General features: G+C 40.9%; 21 protein-coding genes. 10 read left to right on the top strand and 11 right to left on the bottom strand.

Annotation, left to right across the window (positions count from 1 at the left end):
- Positions 1–40: 40 nt before the first annotated feature.
- The 5 genes from leuD to fabR all read right to left on the bottom strand — a co-directional run bounded on the left by leuD (position 41) and on the right by fabR (position 5749).
- Entirely contained in the window at positions 41–640 is a 600-nt protein-coding gene (gene leuD / locus ACFI34_RS15040; RefSeq protein ID WP_004589386.1) for a 3-isopropylmalate dehydratase small subunit, read from the bottom strand.
- Positions 640–2040: a 3-isopropylmalate dehydratase large subunit gene (gene leuC / locus ACFI34_RS15035; RefSeq protein ID WP_462674083.1), complete on the bottom strand. Its 1401-nt coding sequence runs from the start codon at positions 2038–2040 to the stop codon at positions 640–642. Before leuC ends, leuD begins: the two co-directional genes overlap by 1 nt.
- A gap of 55 nt (positions 2041–2095) precedes the next feature.
- Positions 2096–3172 (bottom strand): 3-isopropylmalate dehydrogenase, encoded by a 1077-nt coding sequence (gene leuB, locus ACFI34_RS15030; RefSeq protein ID WP_006793757.1) that lies wholly within the window; start codon positions 3170–3172, stop codon positions 2096–2098.
- Positions 3169–4722 (bottom strand): 2-isopropylmalate synthase, encoded by a 1554-nt coding sequence (gene leuA, locus ACFI34_RS15025; protein WP_010557777.1) that lies wholly within the window; start codon positions 4720–4722, stop codon positions 3169–3171. Before leuA ends, leuB begins: the two co-directional genes overlap by 4 nt.
- A 403-nt stretch (positions 4723–5125) precedes the next feature.
- Positions 5126–5749 carry an HTH-type transcriptional repressor FabR gene (gene fabR / locus ACFI34_RS15020; protein WP_058403645.1) on the bottom strand — a complete coding sequence of 208 codons (624 nt, stop codon included), beginning with the start codon at positions 5747–5749 and terminating at the stop codon, positions 5126–5128.
- A 126-nt stretch (positions 5750–5875) separates the two neighbouring features.
- Here fabR and ACFI34_RS15015 point away from each other — a divergent pair, with 126 nt between their 5' ends.
- Positions 5876–7009, top strand: coding sequence for an acyl-CoA desaturase (locus ACFI34_RS15015; RefSeq protein WP_462674142.1), 1134 nt, complete (start codon positions 5876–5878; stop codon positions 7007–7009).
- Between the two features lie 13 nt (positions 7010–7022).
- Positions 7023–8453: a Si-specific NAD(P)(+) transhydrogenase gene (gene sthA, locus ACFI34_RS15010; protein ID WP_138527405.1), complete on the top strand. Its 1431-nt coding sequence runs from the start codon at positions 7023–7025 to the stop codon at positions 8451–8453.
- 73 nt (positions 8454–8526) lie between these two features.
- On the opposite strand, the gene hemE is transcribed toward sthA, so the two are convergent.
- Complete coding sequence (gene hemE, locus ACFI34_RS15005) at positions 8527–9591, bottom strand: uroporphyrinogen decarboxylase (protein ID WP_008126752.1); 1065 nt, start codon at positions 9589–9591, stop codon at positions 8527–8529.
- Between the two features lie 523 nt (positions 9592–10114).
- Between hemE and ACFI34_RS15000 the strand changes: the two genes are divergently transcribed.
- Entirely contained in the window at positions 10115–10585 is a 471-nt protein-coding gene (locus ACFI34_RS15000) for an Rsd/AlgQ family anti-sigma factor (RefSeq protein ID WP_006793746.1), read from the top strand.
- 71 nt (positions 10586–10656) lie between these two features.
- On the opposite strand, the gene fkpA is transcribed toward ACFI34_RS15000, so the two are convergent.
- Positions 10657–11403, bottom strand: coding sequence for an FKBP-type peptidyl-prolyl cis-trans isomerase (fkpA, locus tag ACFI34_RS14995; RefSeq protein WP_008126756.1), 747 nt, complete (start codon positions 11401–11403; stop codon positions 10657–10659).
- Positions 11404–11619: 216 nt separating this feature from the next.
- On the opposite strand from fkpA, the gene ACFI34_RS14990 reads away from it, so the two are divergent.
- On the top strand, positions 11620–12618 hold the full coding sequence (locus ACFI34_RS14990) for a WD40 repeat domain-containing protein (protein ID WP_462674082.1): 999 nt from the start codon (positions 11620–11622) through the stop codon (positions 12616–12618).
- Complete coding sequence (locus ACFI34_RS14985) at positions 12605–12820, top strand: SlyX family protein (protein ID WP_006793743.1); 216 nt, start codon at positions 12605–12607, stop codon at positions 12818–12820. Before ACFI34_RS14990 ends, ACFI34_RS14985 begins: the two co-directional genes overlap by 14 nt.
- Before the next feature lie 30 nt (positions 12821–12850).
- Here the strand turns inward: ACFI34_RS14985 and ACFI34_RS14980 are convergent, their stop codons facing one another.
- A complete protein-coding gene (locus tag ACFI34_RS14980) occupies positions 12851–13054 on the bottom strand; it encodes a YheV family putative zinc ribbon protein (RefSeq protein ID WP_010557786.1) in 204 nt (67 codons plus the stop codon).
- Positions 13055–13186: 132 nt separating this feature from the next.
- Between ACFI34_RS14980 and ACFI34_RS14975 the strand changes: the two genes are divergently transcribed.
- The 4 genes from ACFI34_RS14975 (at position 13187) to ACFI34_RS14960 (ending at position 17462) form a co-directional block, all read left to right on the top strand.
- Positions 13187–15106, top strand: a complete 1920-nt coding sequence (locus tag ACFI34_RS14975) for an ATP-binding cassette domain-containing protein (RefSeq protein WP_462674081.1) — start codon at positions 13187–13189, stop codon at positions 15104–15106.
- Positions 15093–15515, top strand: a complete 423-nt coding sequence (locus tag ACFI34_RS14970) for a TIGR02444 family protein (protein ID WP_462674080.1) — start codon at positions 15093–15095, stop codon at positions 15513–15515. Before ACFI34_RS14975 ends, ACFI34_RS14970 begins: the two co-directional genes overlap by 14 nt.
- A gap of 709 nt (positions 15516–16224) precedes the next feature.
- Positions 16225–17214, top strand: coding sequence for a hydrolase (locus tag ACFI34_RS14965; RefSeq protein ID WP_462674079.1), 990 nt, complete (start codon positions 16225–16227; stop codon positions 17212–17214).
- Positions 17214–17462 carry a YheU family protein gene (locus ACFI34_RS14960; protein ID WP_462674078.1) on the top strand — a complete coding sequence of 83 codons (249 nt, stop codon included), beginning with the start codon at positions 17214–17216 and terminating at the stop codon, positions 17460–17462. The genes ACFI34_RS14965 and ACFI34_RS14960 overlap by 1 nt, the downstream gene beginning before the upstream one ends.
- On the opposite strand, the gene ACFI34_RS14955 is transcribed toward ACFI34_RS14960, so the two are convergent.
- Genes ACFI34_RS14955 through ACFI34_RS14945 form a run of 3 tightly spaced genes read right to left on the bottom strand, consistent with a single transcriptional unit; the run spans position 17463 to position 19943 of the window.
- Positions 17463–18194, bottom strand: coding sequence for a LytR/AlgR family response regulator transcription factor (locus tag ACFI34_RS14955; protein WP_462674077.1), 732 nt, complete (start codon positions 18192–18194; stop codon positions 17463–17465).
- Entirely contained in the window at positions 18184–19242 is a 1059-nt protein-coding gene (locus tag ACFI34_RS14950; protein WP_462674076.1) for a sensor histidine kinase, read from the bottom strand. Before ACFI34_RS14950 ends, ACFI34_RS14955 begins: the two co-directional genes overlap by 11 nt.
- Before the next feature lie 56 nt (positions 19243–19298).
- Positions 19299–19943, bottom strand: coding sequence for a hypothetical protein (locus tag ACFI34_RS14945; RefSeq protein WP_462674075.1), 645 nt, complete (start codon positions 19941–19943; stop codon positions 19299–19301).
- Positions 19944–20136: 193 nt separating this feature from the next.
- On the opposite strand from ACFI34_RS14945, the gene ACFI34_RS14940 reads away from it, so the two are divergent.
- On the top strand, positions 20137–21324 hold the full coding sequence (locus ACFI34_RS14940) for a dipeptidase (RefSeq protein ID WP_462674074.1): 1188 nt from the start codon (positions 20137–20139) through the stop codon (positions 21322–21324).
- Positions 21325–21395 lie beyond the last annotated feature (71 nt).

Below are 21395 nucleotides of genomic sequence, written 5' to 3'. Positions count from 1 at the left end.
CAGCCGCGCTTTGTTTTCATATGTAATTAATTGCTTTTCGTTACTGCCAAGGGCGCTCAGCTGCTAGTTGTTTTTCAAACGCATCAATTTGTGGATTTAGCGTTTCGGTCACACCAATAAAATCTAAGCCACTTAATAAACGCTCTTTTACGTCTTTACGAATATCAAAACTAATTGGCGCAAACTTATCGCTTGTTAGTGTTTGGTTTTCAAGATCGATTTGAATGTTTATATCGTCGTGTTGCTCGCTAAGTACAAACAATTGCTCAAGCGTATCAGCGGGTAGCGCAATGGCTAGCATTTGGTTGTTGCCACAGTTATTAAAGAAAATATCAGCAAAGCTTTCCGCTAAAATTACTTCAAAACCATATTGCTTAAGCGCCCATGGTGCATGCTCACGTGATGAGCCACAACCAAAGTTATCGCGCGTTAATAATATTTGTGCGCCTTGGTAGCATGGGCGGTTTAAAATAAAATCAGGATTTGGTTCGCCGTTTTCTAGGTAACGCCAATCGTAAAACAGTGCTGCATCAAAACCATCACGGCTAGTTGATGTTAAAAACTGCTTAGGAATAATTTGATCTGTATCTACATTGTTTTTATCAAGTGGGGCCATTAAGCCACTAAAAAATACGCTCATTAGGCTTCTCCTCTTATATCAACAAAGTGACCATGTATTGCAGCGGCTGCCGCCATTGCAGGGCTTACTAAATGTGTACGTCCGCCACGACCTTGGCGACCTTCAAAGTTACGGTTAGACGTAGATGCACAGCGTTTGCCTGCTTCTAAGCGGTCGTCGTTCATTGCTAAACACATTGAGCAACCCGGCTCGCGCCACTCAAAACCTGCCGCTTTAAAAATATCGGCTAAGCCTTCGTCTTCTGCTTGCTTTTTAACAAGGCCAGAGCCCGGTACGATAAGTGCTTCAATGCCTGCTACTACTTGCTTGCCTTCAACAATTTTTGCCGCGGCACGTAAATCTTCAATACGGCTATTTGTACATGAGCCAATAAAGACTGTATCTACTTTCGCGCTTGATAATTTATCGCCCGCTTTTAAATCCATGTATCTAAGTGCGCTGCGAATAGCGTCGGCTTTAATTAAATCTGGCTCTTGGTCTGGATCTGGTATGCATTCATCAACGCCAATGACTTGCTCTGGGCTTGTGCCCCACGTAATTTGCGGCTGAATGTCGTTAGCTTCAAGCTCAACAACTAAATCAAAGTGTGCACCGTCATCTGTTTTTAGGGTTTCCCAGTATTCAACGGCTGCGTCAAAATCAGCGCCTTTTGGCGCAAACGGACGACCTTTTAAGTAATCATACGTAATTTGATCTGGTGCTATTAAACCTGCTTTTGCACCCATTTCAATACTCATGTTACATAGCGTCATACGGGCTTCCATTGAAAGTGCTTCAATGCCTTCACCACAAAATTCAGCAACATAGCCTGTACCACCAGCGGTACCTAACTTGCCTATAACCGCCATAATTAAATCTTTAGAGGTGACAGTTGGGCGAAGCACACCGTTAATTTGAATTTTTAACGACTTTGCCTTTTTTTGCTGTAGTGTTTGCGTAGCTAATACGTGCTCAACCTCAGACGTACCAATACCATGTGCTAATGCGCCAAACGCACCATGCGTAGAAGTATGGCTATCACCACATACAATGGTAGTGCCAGGCAGCGTAATACCTTGCTCTGGGCCCATTACATGCACAATACCTTGGTTAATTGAGTTTAAATCGTAAAGTACAATGCCAAACTCTTTACAGTTCGCATCTAGCGCCATTAACTGGTTTTTAGAGACTTCGCTTGCAGCATCAAGTGATCGGCTTTTAGTCGATACATTATGATCCATCGTTGCAAAGGTTTTTTCTGGGCAACGCACCGTGCGGTTTTTTTCACGAAGGCCAGCAAAAGCCTGTGGTGATGTCACCTCGTGAACTAAATGACGGTCAATATAAAGTAAATCAGTTTGCTCGTTTATGCTGGCAACGGTATGTGCTTGCCAAATTTTGTCGTATAACGTTTGGGCCACTTGCTAATTCCCTACTTTGTTAAGTCGCAGCATAACGGTGCTGCGCCTTTAATAATTAAATACGTGAAACGATGGCTGCTGCCACATCGCTTGTGCTGTATCCACCTTGTGGGTAGATATCTGGCGTGCCAACGCCTGCTTCTACGGCTTCGGCTACGGCTTTTTCAATGGTGCGTGCTGCTTCGTCTTGCCCTAATGAGTAACGCAGCATCAGTGCAGCACTTAAAATTTGTGCTATTGGGTTTGCAACGCCTTTACCTGCAATATCTGGCGCTGAGCCACCGGCTGGCTCATACAAACCAAAGCCCGATTGATTTAAGCTTGCCGATGGTAATAAGCCCATTGAGCCTGTGATCATCGCACACTCATCTGACAAAATATCACCAAATAAGTTATCGCAAAGTAGCACGTCAAACTGGCTAGGCTGTTTAACTAACTGCATAGCTGCGTTATCTACGTATATATAATCTAGGCTTACTTCTGGGTAGTCTTTACTTACTTCGGTGACTACTTCGCGCCATAATACGCTTGATGCAAGTACGTTGGCTTTATCAACAGAGGTAACATGGTTACTACGTAATTTTGCTGCTTCAAAAGCAAAGCGGGCAATGCGTTCAATTTCTTTACGCGAGTAGTTTTGCGTATCAAAGGCAAACTCTTCTTCGCCTTCGCCACCTCGCCCTTTTTCACCAAAGTAAATGCCGCCGGTAAGCTCGCGTACGCATAAAATATCAAAGCCTTTTTCGCTAATATCGGCACGTAATGGCGACGCTGCACTTAATGCTGGTAATAACTGTGCTGGGCGTAAGTTACAAAACAAACCAAAGTGCTTACGAAGCGGTAAAAGCGATGCACGCTCAGGTTGCTCGTTTGGTGGAAGGTTTTCCCACTTAGGCCCACCTACTGAGCCAAATAAAATAGCATCAGCGTTTTCACACGCGCTTAGTGTTTTTGGTGGTAATGCTTCACCAAATTCATCAATGGCTGCACCACCAATAGCATGATGCTCGCGGTTTAGAGTAAAACCAAACTTATTGCTTACAGCATCAAGTACTTGCTCTGCTGCTGCCATTACTTCTGGGCCAATACCGTCGCCTGCTAATACGGCAACGCTGTAGTTTGTTTTACTCATCCTGCTTTCCTTTGTTGTTTTAAATCAGACACTTTTTGTGCACGATAAATTAAGTTGTAAACACGGATCATGGCGCGTACCGACGCTTCTACCACATCCGCTGCAATGCCCGCACCGTGGTAAGGGCGGCCATCGTATTTAGCAATAATGTTTACTTGGCCTAATGAGCTTGCACCTTGGCCTGTTGCTTCTAAGTTATATTCAATCATTTCAACGCTCATACCAGTTAAGCGCTCAATAGCTGCAAACGACGCCTCTACTGGGCCATTACCTGTTGCGGCTTCTTGTTTAACTTCGCCATCAATCACCATACCAATAGTTGAGCTGGCTACCGACTGTGAGTTAGACGCTGAGTTTACAAACTCTAACTGGTATTTTTCGTCTTTGTCGTTAATTTGATTTAAGTAAATCATGGCTTCAAGGTCGTAGTCGTATACCGTGCCTTTTTGATCGGCTAACGCTAAAAAGCTTTCGTATAAACTGTCCATATCGTAATCCGCTTTTTGATACCCTAACTCTTCTAAACGGTGCTCAATAACATGACGGCCCGAACGCGAGGTCATGTTTAATTGGTTGTTTGGTACGCCAACGCTTTCTGGCGACATGATTTCGTACGTATTTTGTGCTTTTAATACGCCATCTTGGTGAATACCCGAGCTATGTGCAAAGGCATTTTCGCCCACAATGGCTTTATTTGGCTGTACTGGCATATTACAAATTTTTGCCACTTGGCGAGATGCGCGATAAATTTCTTCGCTTTTAATATCGGTGTGAACTTTTAAGTGGTCTTTGCGCATTTTCATGATCATTGCGACTTCTTCAAGCGAACAGTTACCCGCACGCTCACCAATACCATTTATTGTACATTCAATTTGGCGAGCACCCGCTTGTACCGCGGCGACCGAGTTAGCTACAGCTAAACCTAAATCATTATGACAATGTACACTTAAACGCGCTTTATCTATGTTCGGCACATTATTCATTAAATGGCGGATCATCGCGGCGTATTCATCTGGCGTTACAAAGCCAACGGTGTCGGGTAAATTAATAGTAGAGGCACCTGCGTTAATGGCCTGCTCAACAATTTTACATAAATCCCAGTGCGGCGTGCGCCCTGCATCTTCACACGAAAACTCCACATCGTCTGTGTAGTTGCGCGCTAATTTAATTGATTTAACCGCCATGGCCGTTGCATCATCTAGGCTCATGCGTAATTTATGTTCAAGGTGTAAAGGGCTTGTGGCAATAAAAGTATGAATTCGGCTTTGCTGTGCTGTGCGAAGTGCTTCGCCACAGGCTTCAATGTCTTTAGCAACAGAGCGTGCTAAACCACAAATAATCGGGCCTTTTACTTCGGTTGCAATACGCTGTACCGAGCGAAAATCAGCAGGGCTCGAAACTGGAAAACCCACTTCCATCACATCAACATTCAAGCGGCTGATAGTATGCGCTAACTGAATTTTATCGTCTTCTGTAAGGCTTGCTTTAAGTGCCTGCTCGCCATCACGTAAGGTGGTATCAAAAATCCATACTTTATCTTTGTCTTGCATAACTGCCCCTCATTCCTCGATTACCCAAATTTCAATTTATCCCAGCCGCGAGATAAAAAAAACCCCGCAATTGCGGGGTTTTTAATGTTCAACTCAATGCAAACACACTAATCCCCGCTTACTTGCCATAGCAGTAAGAGGTTAAGTTTTAGTGTAATTAAACGAATATTTTGCATCTTGTTTCTTGTGTGTGTGTTCAGTGAGGCCTATTTTTAACATTACAACGCAAGGGGCGCAAGCATAAAAATTCCAAAAAATAACTTAAACCCACATTATTTTAGGTTTTATTATTTAAAAAATTTTTAATTTCAGGATTTAAATATCAAAAAAAGTCAAAATAACGCTTAAATATACAACCTAAACAAGCTGCTCTGCTTATATTAACTTTTTACTATTTTTTAGGCTAAGTTACTTTATTTGTTTCTCTTACATAATGGGTTGCACCACGCGTTATGTAACGCAGCTGCCAAATAACACGCTCAACAAGTTCGTCAAGTTGTTGGCCTTCTATATCTAGCGCCTCTGCGCCGGCATTAAATACCAGTGTTACCATGGCTTCTGATTGAATGTAGGCGTGCATGGCGTCGCACTTGGTTTCGCTTTCTAAGTAGTGGGCAAGCTCTAAAATAAAGTGTTTGATTTCGCGTGCGACTGCGGCTCTAAATGCCTTAGATGTGCCAGAGCGCTCACGAAGTAATAACCTAAATTGGTTGCTTGAGCTGTCTATAAATTCCATAAACGTAACAACCGAGGTGTTGATTACACTGCCACCGTCGTTTGCTATGCGTCTGCGGGCTTGGCGCATTAGCTGGCGAAGGGTTAAACCGGCTTCGTCTACCATGGTTAAACCTAGCTCGTTCATGTCTTTAAAATGGCGATAAAACGAGGTGGGCGCAATGCCAGCTTCGCGGGCTACTTCGCGTAAACTTAAATTAGAAAAGCTGTGATCTGCACTTAGCTGATTAAATGCCGCCTGAATTAAGGCTTGTCGTGTTTTTTGTTTCTGTTGCGCTCTAACACCCGACATCAACAACTCCCTGAATAATTTTATATTAATATTTAGTGATAATAGCTCAATTCCCCAGTCTAATACTTGACGGCGAGAGTTTGAAATACTATTTTAGCTTACACTTGTACGCTGAGATTGAGAATGATGAATAAACCACCGATTATCTGGACAAACGTCCTATTTTTTAGCCTTACCTTTTTAGCGGCTATCACACTTGTTCCTTGGTATGGCATTAGCTACGGATTTACCAGCGCACATTGGATTGCATTTGTAGCCTGCATGTTTTTTGCGGGTCTATCTATCACAGCCGGTTACCACCGTTTATGGGCACATAAAACGTATAATGCTCATCCTGCTATTGAATTTATTTTTGCCCTTGGCGGTGCGTTTGCGTTGCAAAACAGCGCTCTGCACTGGAGTTGCGATCACCGTATACACCATGGCCAAGTTGACGACCCAATAAAAGACCCTTACGCCGCAACTAATGGCTTTTGGTACAGCCACATTGGCTGGATGTTACGTGACTACCAAGGCGATAGCTATGGCGATTACAGTAATTGTCGTGATTTACAGCGTAATAAAATCGTTATGTGGCAACACAAGCACTACCTAAAACTGGTTATTGCCATGAATGTTGGCCTACCATTGGTACTTGGTTTATTGGTGGGCGATGTGTGGGGTATGCTGATTTTAGCGGGTTTACTGCGTTTAGTATTAAGCCAACACTTTACCTTTTTTATTAACTCGGTGGCCCATATTTGGGGTTCACGCCCATACACTGAAAAAAATACTGCGCGCGATAATGGCTTTTTAGCGTTATTCACTTATGGCGAGGGTTACCATAACTTTCATCATATTTTTGCAAGTGATTACCGTAATGGGATTAAGTGGTTTCATTATGACCCCACTAAATGGATCATTCGCTCTTTAGCTGCTATTGGTTTAGCCAGTAAATTAAAGCGCACACCGGTTGAGCGCATAGAAAAAGCCAAAGCCGATACGCTTATGAGCAAAACGCAAACACGCGTTGCAAAATTGCCTTTAGCGCAAGATAGGCTTACATTATTACAACAAGAATACGATTTATTGCTGAAAAAACTGCAGACTTATTGTTCACTTCAAAAACAAGTTTTAGAAGTTAAAAAAAATAATATGGCAAAGCAGTGTGAACGTTCGGCTTTAATGGCACAATATCACGAGCTGGAAGCCGCCTGGGAAAATCAAAAACAGGCATGGCTAGCACTTAATGCGAGGTTATTAAAAGCCTCTTTTAATTAATTTAGGAGTGGCTGTGGCCAAACAACCAGAACAGAAAAAAGCACCCGTAAGTTTCCAATATGACGCAATAATTATTGGTACGGGCCCTGGCGGTGAAGGCACCGCCATGAACCTTTCGAAAAACAACAAAAAAGTAGCGGTTATAGAACGCCAAGAAACAGTCGGCGGCGGTTGTGTACATTGGGGAACTATCCCTTCTAAGGCATTACGTCACTCGGTTAGCCGCTATATTGAATACAAAGCCAACCCGTTGTTTAATATTGGTGAACGCCCGAGTCGTTTAACGTTCCCTGATATTTTACGTCACGCAAGTTCGGTTATTTCTAAGCAGTCTAATTTACGTAGCAGCTTTTACGATCGTAATCGCATTCATATGTTTCAAGGTGATGCGAGCTTTGTTGATAAACACACTGTTGAAGTAAAACGTCTTGACGGTTCAACCGAGCGCATTACTGCAAAAACAATTGTTATTGCTACGGGCTCTCGCCCTTACCGCCCACCTGAAGTTGATTTTAGCCATTCTCGTATTTACGAGAGCGATACTATTTTAGGCCTTGAGCACGACCCTCAGCGCGTTCTTATATACGGCGCAGGGGTTATTGGCTGTGAGTATGCTTCTATTTTTAAAGGTTTAGGCGCTAAAGTTGATTTAGTGAATACTCGCGACCGTTTACTTGCCTTTATGGATGCTGAAATATCTGATGCACTTAGCTACCACTTTTGGAATAGCGGCATTGTTATTCGTCACAACGAAGAGTTTGATCGTGTAGAAACGCGCGACGATTGCGTTGTTATGCATTTAAAATCGGGCAAGCGTGTGAAAGCTGACTGTATTTTATTTGCGAATGGCCGCACAGGTAACACTGATACACTTAACCTTGAAGCCATTGGCTTAAAAGCCGACGGCCGTGGGCAAATTAAAGTAAACGAAACCTACCAAACTGAGATTGAAAACGTTTATGCGGTAGGCGATGTAATTGGCTATCCAAGCCTAGCTAGTGCTGCGTTTGACCAAGGCCGCATTGCAGCTGATGCAATAGCCTGCGGTAACTGTGATGATAAGTTAATTATTGATATTCCGGCGGGTATTTATACCATTCCAGAAATGAGTTCAGTGGGCAAAACAGAGCAAGAACTAACCGCGGCTAAAGTACCTTACGAAGTAGGCCGCGCTCAGTTTAAACACCTTGCACGCGCGCAGATTGCAGGTACTGAAGTAGGTAGTTTAAAAATATTATTCCACACCGAAACCAAAGAAGTACTTGGGGTACATTGCTTTGGCGAACGTGCCTCTGAAATTGTTCACATTGGCCAAGCCATTATGGAGCAAAAAAATGGTGGCAATAATATCGACTACTTTGTAAATACCACATTTAACTACCCAACTATGGCAGAAGCCTATCGGGTTGCAGCATTAAATGGTTTAAATCGCTTGTTTAAGTAAGCACTTTAAAGCGTATAAACAAAAAGCCCGCTGTTAAGCGGGCTTTTTAGTATTAATGCATAAAACACATTAATTATTTGTGATACTGGCCGCTAAGCTCGTGCACAGCATTAATAAATACACCGGCATTTTCTGGGTCAACATCTGGCGTAATACCGTGACCTAAGTTAAACACATGGCCATTGCCTGTACCAAAGTCTTCTAAAATAGTGCCTACTTCTTGGCGTATACGATCTGGCGTACCATGAAGCATTGACGGGTCCATGTTACCTTGCAAGGCCACTTTATCGCCTACGCGGCGTTTAGCATCGCCAATATTAATGGTCCAATCTAGGCCTACTGCATCACAACCTGTGGCTGCAATTGCTTCTATCCACTGGCCACCATTTTTAGTAAATAACGTTACTGGCACCTTGCGGCCATCGTACTCACGAATCAGGCCATCAACAATTTTGTGCATGTATTGCAGTGAAAACTCGTTGTAGTCGCGCGGGCTTAATACACCGCCCCACGAATCAAATACCATTAACGACTGCGCGCCGGCTTTTACTTGTGCGTTTAAGTAGTCGATTACTGAATCAGCAAGTTTATCTAACAGTAAATGCAGTGTTTGCGGCTCTGCAAACGCCATTTTTTTAATTTTACCAAATACTTTGCTGCTACCGCCTTCAACCATGTAGGTAGCAAGTGTCCATGGTGAGCCAGAAAAACCAATAAGTGGTACTTCGCCTTTTAGTTCACGACGGATAGTACTTACCGCGTTCATTACATAACCAAGCTCGTCAGTTGGATCGAGCTTAGGTATTTTTTTAACATCTGCAAGCGACGAAATAGGACGTTCAAACTTAGGGCCTTCACCCGTTTCGAAGTACAAACCTAAACCCATTGCATCAGGAATCGTTAAAATATCGCTGAACAAAATGGCCGCGTCTAATGGGTAACGACGCAGTGGCTGAAGTGTTACCTCACAAGCAAGCTCAGCATTACGGCACAGGCTCATAAAATCGCCCGCTTGCGCACGTGTAGCACGGTACTCTGGTAAATAACGTCCAGCTTGACGCATCATCCATACAGGCGTTACATCAACAGGTTGTTTTGCAAGTGCACGTAAATAACGGTCGTTTTTTAATTCGCTCATGGCGTAAATGATCCTAATGCTTATAGAAATTGTGCAAGATTGTACCACCATATTCATCGCCTCTCTATTTCTTAAAGACGAAAACGCCTTTACATAGAAGCAGATCAATAATATTGATGGTTTTAATCCATTTTGATTATAAATTAGGCAAAAAACACTAACATTTAAAACTTTTTGTTAATATGTTTGCAACATAACAAAAACCTTGGTATTGTCTTTCCCGCGTTAACAAAAACAATAATAAATTATTAAAACAATAAAAATAAAAAGTTTTAAATAATAACAATAAAAATCATTTAATAAAAATAAGAAAGCTTGTTATAACAAGCCACTTGAAGAAATTAGACCACCTTAACCGGTGGTTTTTTCTTGCCTGCAATAAAATATTTAGCCTTTCAACGAATAATTCTTCTGCACTTTTACAACATCTGCATTACTTGTTGATATACACGCAAATTAAATATATCTTGATGTACATAAAAACGAATGTAACTAAAAACCAACCCAGCTTAGGAGAACAGTTATGCTGACGCGTGTAGAAAAAGCTCAACAGAAATGGGGTGGTAGCCATACAGTAATCGATAACTGGCTTAATGAACGCCAAGAACTTATTGTACTGTATTGCAAGATTGCAGGGTTTGCGCCTTATGATAAAAAAGATCACGCGCTACCCGAGCCTGAACAAATACAGTCTTTTTGCCAACTGCTTATGGATTACCTCTCTGCAGGGCATTTTGAAGTGTACGATGATATTGCTAAAGCCTGTGAAAAAAAGGGCTTAGAGAGCCAAAAGCTTGCAAACTCAATTTATCCGCGTATTTCAGGCACCACCGATGTCGCACTTGATTTCAATGACAAGTACGCTGAAGTAAATAAAGAAGACTTATTAGAAGGGTTTGATAACGACCTTTCAGTTATTGGTGAGTCATTAGAGCTTCGTTTTGAGCTTGAAGATGAACTGATTGACAACCTGTTTTCTAATCATACTGATTAAATTAAGATTTAATTAAGTTACACGAATTAAAAAAGGGACCCTAAGGTCCCTTTTTACGTTTTAAGCTTGGCTTATTCTGCAGGTGCTTCTGCATTTTGAATTTCTAGTAATTCCACTTCAAAAACAAGTGTTGAATTAGCTGGAATTTTACCAAGGTCACGATCGCCGTAAGCAAGCTCTGAAGGAATAGTAAACTTGTACTTAGACCCTACAGGCATAAGTTGTAAACCTTCCGTCCAACCAGCAATTACGCGATTAAGTGGGAACGTAGTTGGTTCGTTACGTGCGTATGAGCTATCAAACTCAGTGCCGTCTAATAAAGTACCTTTGTAATGTACTTTAACAACGTCTGTTGCTGCTGGCTTTTCGCCTTCGCCTTCGCTTAATACTTCGTATTGTAGACCAGACTCAGTTACTGTTACGCCTTCTTTTTTAGCGTTATCAGCTAGGTATTGAACACCTGCCGCTTTGCTTTTTTCAGATTCAACTTTCGCTTTTTCTTCTTGCTTAGTGCGTACTGAGGTATCTAAAGCGGTTAACACTTCACGAATTTTTTCTTCGTCAATTTTTGCATTGCCAGCAAGTGCATCTTCAAAACCACGAATTAATAGCGCTTGGTCTAGCTCAATGCCAATTTCAGATTTGTCTGCTAGGTCTTTATTTAAAAAGTTACCTACAGAAGCACCAATACCGTATGCTTGTTGTTGCTCTACAGTGTCTAATGTTACTTCAGCTTGCTCTTTTTTTGCTTCTTGATTACAAGCTGTAAGCGCTAAAACCGACGCTGCAATCAATGACAATCTAATCGTCTTTTTCATTTTAAATCTCCGACATACTTTGCAGTTGTCATTTATTGTAATATTACTAGTTAAAGATTAACGCCCTACATGGTAGGCTGTTTGTTTAATAACTAAAGTCTGTATTGTTAGCTAAACTTAGAAATATATATCCAGTGATTAGACAAACAACCTAGGCATTTAACGTACCTAGTCTAACCTCTCAGTCACTAAGAGTTAAGAGGAAATACCTGTAAGATGTCGATATTTCGTACTTTTTTAATCGTTTTTAGCTGTTTTTTAGCCATTGCTTGTACCGATAAAAAAAATCAATCGGTAGAAAGCTTTGAACACACCGCACAAGGTGCATTTTCGTCAGCTCTCTCTCACGATGGAAAGTACAGTTTAATCTCTTCTATCAACCATGGGGTCGCACTGTGGGATAATCAACAGCACGTTTTAAAATACCAATGGTTTCAGCAGCAATCTCAAGACAACTTAGTTTACAGCGTGGCTATTGCATTTGATAACAGCGTGGCGGTTACCGCAGAAAAAACAACTTTCGCAGTGTGGGATATCAGCACTGGCGAAAACAAAGGCTACTACAAAATACAAAAAGCCACGATTCGAGATATTGCCATTAGTAACCAAGGTCGCAGTGTATTATATGGCCGCAGCGATGGCGTGGTTGTATTTTTAAACCTTGAAACCGGACGTCGCATTGAGTTTTTAGGCCATCAAGATAAAGTTAACACCGTTGATTTGGCGCCAAATGGACGTTATGCATTAAGCGGCTCTAACGACTACGTTGCCTATTTTTGGGATACCAATACAGGCCAAGTTATTCATCGCTTTAGCCACCCAACTCGTGTTACTCAAGTAACCCTTGATCCGCAAGGTCGCTTTGCATTTACCGCCGACAGTATGGCACAAGCACATGTATGGAAACTGACTACAGGTGATCTTGTGAGTAAACTGGCGTATATTGCGCGTCAGAAAATTTTTACCGCGGTGCGCTTTAACGAGCAAGGCACATTGCTGGCTACGGGTTCGCCTAATAAGCGAGTTGATTTATGGCAAATATCAAGCGGTGAAAAAATTCAAACGTGGCAAGTTACGCCGCGAGAAGGCAGTAAACCAAAATCGGCCGTTGTGCTTGATGTGGCATTTATAGATAACGATAAGTCGTTGTTAACCGAAAGCTCCGGCGGTATCGCAGAGCGATTTATTATACGAGACACTAATGAACACAATTGAACACCGCGTAATGGAACTTGAAGCCAAAGTGGCTTTTCAAGATGAAACGATTGAAATCTTAAACGATGAGATCAAAGTGCACCAGCAAATGCTAGCTAAAATGAAACGCCAAACAGAACTGCTGGCAGAAAAAATTAAAGAAGCGCAAACCTCGCCTTCTATGATGTCTAATATGCCAGAGCCTCCGCCTCCGCATTACTAAAAGGTGTGTACCTAGGCAATAAAAACCGGGTTAGTCGCCCGGTTTAAACACACCAATGACTTGCTCAAATTGGCGAGTAGATGCCTGAACAGCGTTCTCTGGTTGTGACATTTTATGCCCACACTCAACACACTCTACTTTTTCAACATCATGTTCTCTGTAAAGCATCATTGTATCCATGGCTTTGCAGTCAGGGCACGATGCACCAGCAATAAATCGCTTCTTTTGTCTCACAACATTTTTCCTGTGGTTTGAACTACAACTATTTTATCGTATAACAACTCTTGTTGATACGCTTGATAAGCGCATTAAGTTCTATGGTATGATAGCGCCAACTTAACAAGGGTACAGTAAAGTAACGCATTCATGATTCAAATATCAGAAATAGAACTCCTTCGTGGCGGAACAGCCTTATTAAAAAATGCATCAGCTACGTTATTTCCAGAGCACAAAGTAGGCCTTGTGGGCGCCAATGGCTGTGGAAAATCAACCTTATTTGGTTTACTAAAATCTGAATTGCAACTTGATGCTGGTAATTGCAGTATTCCTAAAGATTGGTCTATTGCCTCGGTTAAACAAGAAACCCCTGCCCTCGAAATAAGCGCCATTGATTATGTATTGCAAGGGCACCCTGAATACTACGCGCTGCGTATTGCGCTCAGAGAAGCAGAACAAAATAACGATGGTGATACCCAAGCCAAAGTGCATATTCAGCTAGAAAACATGAAAGGCTACAGCATTGAATCGCAAGCTGGCGAGCTGTTGCATGGGTTAGGATTTGCTAATAATCAAATAGAAAACCCCGTGAGCGCCTTTTCGGGGGGGTGGCGCATGCGTTTAAACCTTGCCCAAGCACTTATTCGAAACGCTGATTTACTATTGCTCGATGAACCAACAAACCACCTTGATTTAGATGCCGTATATTGGCTTGAACGCTTTTTACGTGCTTACACAGGCACACTGGTACTTATATCGCACGACCGCGAGTTTTTAGATGCCGTGGTTGATCAAATTTGGCACATAGATAAACAACTTATCAATGTATACAAAGGTAACTACTCGCAGTTCGAACGCCAAAAAGCAGAGCGTTTATTACAACAGCAAGCCATGTTCGACAAGCAGCAAGAGCAAATTGCACACCTTGAGCAATTTATTACTCGTTTTAAAGCAAAAGCCAGTAAAGCTAAACAGGCGCAAAGCCGTGTTAAAGCACTTGAGCGTATGGAAAAGCTTGCCCCAGCACATGCTGACTCACCATTTAATTTTGAGTTTGCAGAGCCATTAGCGCTACCAAACCCACTTATGACGCTCGACAAAGCCCAAGCCGGGTATGGCGACGTAACTATTTTAAATAGTATCAAGCTGAACTTAGTACCTGGCAGCCGTATTGCACTGCTTGGTAGAAATGGCGCAGGTAAATCCACATTAATTAAATTACTTGCCGGCGACTTAAAACCACAAGCAGGGGATGTATTTCAGCACCAAGGCCTTAATATTGGCTATTTTGCACAGCACCAGCTTGAATCCCTTGACTTAAAAGCTAGCGCAATTACGCATTTACAACGTTTAAACCCAAAAGCTACTGAACAATCACTACGTGACTTTTTAGGCGGCTTTGCCTTTATTGGCGATAAAGCGCTTGAGCCTGTAGCCCCGTTTTCAGGTGGAGAAAAAGCCCGTTTAGTGCTGGCTATGCTGGTATATCAAAAACCAAATTTACTGCTTCTCGATGAGCCTACCAACCACCTTGACTTAGAAATGCGCCATGCACTTGTTATGGCTCTGCAAGGATTTGAAGGCGCTATGGTTACCGTGTCGCATGACCGCCACATGCTGAAAAACACCGCCGATGAGTTTTACCTTGTAGACAGCGGCGAAGTAACTCAATTTGGCTACGAACTTGACGATTATTACCAATGGCTTCTTAATGCTAATAAAGCGGCTACTAAATCGGAGCAAGCCGATGAGCCAAAAGCAAACTCAGGGGTTAACCGAAAAGAGCAAAAGCGCTTAGAGGCTGAATTTAGAAAAGCCATTCAACCGCTTAAAAAGCAAATTGAGAAACTTGAAAAGCAGCTCGACAAATACGCCGCAGAGCTAAGCGAAGTGGAGGTTGCACTTGGCGATAACGAACTCTACAACGATGAAAACAAAGCCCAATTAAAAGAATTAATAGCTAAGCAAGCCACGCTTACGCCTAAACTTAACGACATTGAAGAAGAGTTGCTTATGGCGCTTGAAGAAATGGAAGAAAAAGAACAGGCCTTTGCCGATGAACTTGCTTAACTGCGATGACTTTTGGCAATTTGCATGCACCTTGTATGCAAAGCCTGGGCAACAACAAACCTTGCTGGCACTACAAAACCAGCAAGGTAAAAATGTAAATTTATGCTTATTACTTTATTATTTAGATTCGTTAAATTTAAGTATTAATACTGCGCAATTAAGTCACTTACAAAAAGTGGTTAGTGAGTTTGATACTCTCGCATTACAACCTCTGCGAGCCACACGCAGCTATTTAAAAGCTAACCAGAATACAATAAGTGATTACGCCACAATACGCGCAGAGTTACTAAACACTGAGCTGAAACTTGAAAAACAACAGCAACATATGTTGATTGAAGCAGTAAATGAGTTTGAATTAGTCAAACATACAGAGCCAAACAATATTGAGCTATATGTGAAAACCACTTAAGCAATGAGTTTTATACCCTATTGCACTGCTCAATTTCTTCGCTTTGTGCAAAAGGTCTTTAAGTGATTTATTCACAAAGAGATTAGAAGACGCTTCGCTTTTAGAGGAAAACAAACTAAATTACTTAAATATAATTATTGAGCGGTTGTTTGGCTCAGTAGTTTATTACCCAGCCCTCATTTACCTCTCTTTTTCTCTTTGTTCAAAAGATATTTAAGCCAATAAATCACAAAGAGGGTTAGAGGCGCTTTGCTTTTGGAGAAAAATAGCCCCTGCTTAAGGTTTCACTATCTAATACCTTTAACCTGAACCTTTATCATTTCAAATTCCGCTCAAAATATGATCCAAATCAACTTCTAGTTTGCTGCTAGGTAACTATAGGAAATAGCTTGATCTGGATCATATATGTCAATACAACCCCGGACTATGATTACCCCATAAACATCAGGAGGCAATTATGGACGTATTCTTTAGAGATTTTTTTAGCGACCCAGTGTTATTTTTATCATTTGGCTTTTTAGGCGTCGTTATTAGTTTATGCCTATTTTTTGTGTATTTTTTCATGAAAAAAGTACACGACGCTGATCTGAAAGGACAACATTAAAAAATTAAGCACGACGCACAAAGCGCCTAATTAGTTATTAATTAGGCGCTTTTTATTCTTTTTGATACACTAACGCTTCGTTTTTGCAAAGTGTGTAGTATAAACATGACTCATAAGTTTAAACCCGCATGGTGGATGACCAATCGTCACGTTCAAACCATAATGCCGCGTTTTTTCCGCCCTTTTCATAATACTCGCTACGAATTAGAACAGCTTGATACGCCCGACGGTGATTTTATTGAGCTTGCATGGTCACTTCCGCATAACGAAAACGCTCCACTTGCCATTGTATTGCATGGCCTTGAAGGCAATATCAATAGCTTTTATGCCAAAGGCATGATGAAAGCGCTAAAAAAGCAAGGGTATGCCGTTGTACTCATGCACTTTAGAAACTGCTCAACAGAAGTAAACCGCCTTCCCCGTGCGTACCACAGTGGTGACACAGACGACTTAGCCTTTTTTATTAATCACTTAAAACTACTGTTTCCAAACAGGCCTTTATTTGCGGTTGGCTTTTCGTTAGGTGGTAATGTATTAGCAAAATATTTAGGTGAGCAAGCCCAGCGATGCCCATTAAATGCAGCAGCCGTTATATCAGCACCGTATGATTTATCATCATCAAGTGATGTAATACGCAAAAGCTTAGGTAAAATTTATCAAAAGTATTTGCTCGATCGTATGAAAAAATCGATGCAGCGCAAGTTGCCTCAAATTAAGCAGCAAATACCTATTACAACTGATGAATTAATGGACATTAATGATTTATTAGAATTTGATAACCATATAACAGCCCCTTTGCATGGCTTTGAGAATGCACACGATTATTATCGTCAAGCCAGTGCTATGCCCTACTTAAAACATATTGCTGTACCTACCTTAATCATTCATGCGAAAGACGACCCAATGCTGTCGATTAAAGCGGTGCCTAGCAAGCAAGATGTGAGTGAAGATGTTACCCTGTGCGTCTCTGAAAAAGGTGGGCACGTTGGATTTATTAGCGGTAGTAATCCGTTTAAACCCATTTTTTGGTTAGAAAAAGCTGTACCCAGCTATTTTGGCCAACACATAATAAACAAAACGAGTAACAAGCAGTAATGATTATCCCTTTTGAACAACTTGATAAAGACACACTATACAACTTAATAGAAAGCTACGTACTGCGTGAAGGCACTGATTATGGCGAGCAAGAGTTCAGTATTGAAAGTAAAGTTGCGCAGGTAAATCAACAATTAAAAAGCGGCGAAGCCATGGTGTTTTTTTCAGAGCTGCACGAATCGGTCACCATTATTTCAAAAAACGAGTTCAAAGCTATGCAAAGTGAAGAGCAACATCAGCAGCAATAACTATAAATTAAAGCTTAATTGTTGCTTTAATTTACTTGCTTGACGACGAGATATTTCAACTTGCGCACCATTACTGAGCTTTGCTAATAGCCCATAGTTAATAGTTTCTTCGAGTTCTATTATCGCGTCTAGTCGTATTATGTCACTGCGGCTTGCTCGTAAAAAGTAACCTGGATTTAAGCGAGCTTCAATTTTAGTTAAAGAGCTATGAATATAGGCCTTCCCGAAAGCAGTATAGATCGCCGCATGATTACCAATACTTTCAAACCTTAAAATATCTGCCAATTTGATAATTTTCATGTTCTCAGAAAATTTAACCATCAATTTAAAGTTATCATCTAAGTAACTAACAGGGCGCTGTGTCAGTTGCCCTTCCAGCTTTTCTAAGGTGCCTTCTAAACGCTCTTTTACAATGGGCTTTAGTAAATAGTCAACGGCATTAAGACTAAAGGCATCTACAGCAAACTCGTTGTAGGCTGTGCAAAATATAATAGGTGTCTCACCTGCAAGCTGCTCTGCAAGCTCAATACCTGTGCCGCCCGGCATTTCAATATCAAGAAAAACAACATCAGGCTTATGCTTTTTTATTAATTCATTGGCATGGCTAATATTTTCAGCCTCATCAATTATATCTATGTGCTTATAAGGCTTTAATAACCGGGCTAACTCATTTCGAGCAAGGAGCTCATCATCAACAATTAATGCTGTTATGGTTGGCTTATTATGCAGCATAGGGCACCTCCAAAGTTGCATTAAACTGACCGCTCTGTTTTTGAATGAGTAATTTACCTCGTTGCGCAAACATTAGTTCAAGTCTTGATTGAATATTCTGTAATCCTAATTTGGTGCCGGACTTAAGTTTCGTTTCATCAAAAGGGTTACTCACTGTAATCGTGACAGTTTCCCCTGTGCTGACTACATTTACTTTTATTTCTCCACCCTCTTCTAAATGAGCAATGCCATGCTTTGTGGCGTTTTCAATTAAAGTTAACAAAGCCATACTCGGTAACACAACTTTTTTTAACGAATCATCACACTGCATTGTTACTAAAAGCCGTTTACCAAACCTTACTTTTTCAATCGCTAAATAATGTTCACATACCTTCCACTCTTGATCAAAGTTGACGTGGGTTTGTAAGTCTGTGGTGAGGTTATATCTAAATAACTCCGAAAGCTGAGTAACAATATCAGCAGCTTTATCTTGATCTTGGTAAATCATGCCGCGAATTGAATTTAAAGTATTGAATAAAAAATGAGGGTTTATTTGGTTTTTAAGGCTTTCAAGTTGCTGCTCTTTCAGCTGGCTCATAATAAGCTTTTTCTCTCTTCGCGATACAACAGCTAAGTAACAACCACTCCATATTAAACTCATTACTAATGCATTTAAAAAGCTTGAGATTATTCCGGTAAACTGTTTTTCATTCAAATCTACGGTTGTTTCTCCATACATTTGTATGCTCATACTCGACGCGATCTCAGGTAAAATGAAAGGCGTAAAATAAATCACATTCAGCGTCTGCATTAGCGCTAACAAAATAGACAATGCACTTAGCAAAAAAATATTGAGTCGTGCTATTTTTAACTTACCACATAGCCTGTTACCTAGGGTGTAAAGGATAAAATGTGTCAATAAAACAAATACAGATGCATGCGAGATAGTCCTTAAAAGCAAATTAGCATGGTGCTCAATTGACGTATTTAATAACGCAACTCCTAAACCAAAATTTATAAGCACAATACTAATAAAAACTAAAAACTGACAAAGCCAATAAGTTCGCATGGGTACACTCCTTTGATAATACACAGTATTGTACCCAAGCTATGTTAGTTTGCTACTCAAAACTTTGATATTAAAGTAAAAAACATTGATTGATTATTACCTACACTTAGGTAACCCGCGCTAAATAAAGCATATTTTGCCTTGGTTGTCTCAAGTGCCAACTTATACCCGGTCTCGTTTTTTAACGCATCGCGATGCTCTAGAGCCGCATTCACCACAAAATCCTTATAAAAATTATATTTGCCACCGAGACGAGTAATATTAAATGTTTGAGAACCAACGCGATTATTAACTTCAAGTTGCTGCTTCATTAATGCGCTTTCGATATAAAAATGTGTCTTATCTGAATATGCCCAATTAACCCCTAAGGTGATTTCGGTTTGAGTTAAATTAGATTTGCTACCCTCTTCATTTATTTGGTGCTGCAAACGCCCATAAAGATCAACCTTACCATTAAGCTGGTCTTCTGAAAGCTCGCTCAATGAAGCTTGGTAATTAATACCAACACCGTTACCATCAAACACGTCTTTTATTTTGGCTGTTTGAAAGTCAACAGAAAAACCCTCATGAAATTTAAGCACTAAATCGGTTTTATCATCTGTTTCATTGGCGTAACTAATTGATGACAACCCCAGTAATAATACTGCTAAGGTTGGTTTTAAAGATAGTTTGTACTGCTTATTGTTGATAGTAAATTGCATAGTGATACCCCTTAAATTGCAGTACGCCTTAGATGCATACTGAGTCTTTGTTGACTAGGACTATAACGATTACATCTGATACCTAAGGGTAATAAGTGATTAATGGCTAAAAAAGAGGATAAACGGATAGTAGGCAGGACGAATCGATTGTTGTTACAATCATTAGCATTATTATAATAAAACAGGTAAGAACATGAAATTACGTCTAGCACTTAGCGCCATCGCACTCACCGTTGCAGGGGCACACGCTACGCAAGTTACCCCTTCGGATAAAGCAATCAAGCTTGCTCACGATACCATTTTAATCGATACCCACATTGATGTACCTTACCGTATTCATGATAAATGGGCGGATGTGACTAAAGCTACTGATGGCGGCGATTTTGATTACCCTCGTGCAGTAAAAGGCGGTTTAAACGCGCCATTTATGTCGATTTATATTCCTGCTCATTTAGAGTTTGAAGGTAAAGGCAAAAGCTATCAATTAGCAAATCAGTTAATTGATGGGATGGAAGCCATTGCACAACGTGCGCCTGCTAAATTTGCAATGGCAAGCTCTACAAACGACATAGAACAACAATTTAAAGATGGCAAATTGTCTATTGCTATGGGCATGGAAAACGGCTCCCCTATTGAAGGTGACTTAAAAAACCTTCAGCACTTTTTTGACCGTGGCGTACGTTACATCACTCTTGCACACTCACAAAGTAATCATATTTCTGACTCATCTTACGATATTCGCCGTAAATGGAAAGGCTTAAGCCCCTTTGGTAAAGAGCTGGTCACTGCAATGAATAATATGGGGATGTTAATAGATGTATCGCATATTTCTGATGATGCGTTTTATCAGGTAATGGAATTGTCTAAAACTCCTGTTATTGCCTCACATTCATCATTGCGTAAGTACACCCCTGGTTTTGAGCGTAATATGAATGACGATATGCTATTAGCCCTTAAAAAGAACGGTGGTGTGATTCAAATTAACTTTGGTTCAAGCTTTGTTACAGCAAAAGCAGGTGCATGGGGTAAGCAACTAAAAAGTACAAAAGAGTCTGCTAAAAAACAAGGCACTAAATTAAGTAATGATTTTGATGCGGCTTATCGCGCTAAAAATCCGTATCCTTTTGCCAGCCTTGAGCAAGTGCTTGATCATATTGACCACGTTGTAGAGTTGATTGGCATTGATTATGTTGGCATTGGCTCTGATTACGACGGTGTTGGCGATTCGTTACCTATTGGCTTGAAGGATGTGTCTAGTTATCCAAACTTAGTACAAGGCCTTATGGATAGAGGCTACAGCGATGGCGACATAAAAAAAATACTAAGTGGCAATACACTAAGAGTATGGAAGCAAGCTGAAGCATATGCCAAAAAACACTAAGCTGTGAAATTTGTCAGTTGTCAGTTGTCAGTTGTCAGTTGTCAGTTGTCAGTTGTCAGTTGTCAGTTGTC

It is taken from the genome of Pseudoalteromonas sp. PSi26 (genome assembly GCF_054960575.1).
The sequence above is the reverse complement of the archived record's forward strand: the minus strand, read 5'-3'. Positions and strand labels throughout refer to the sequence as shown.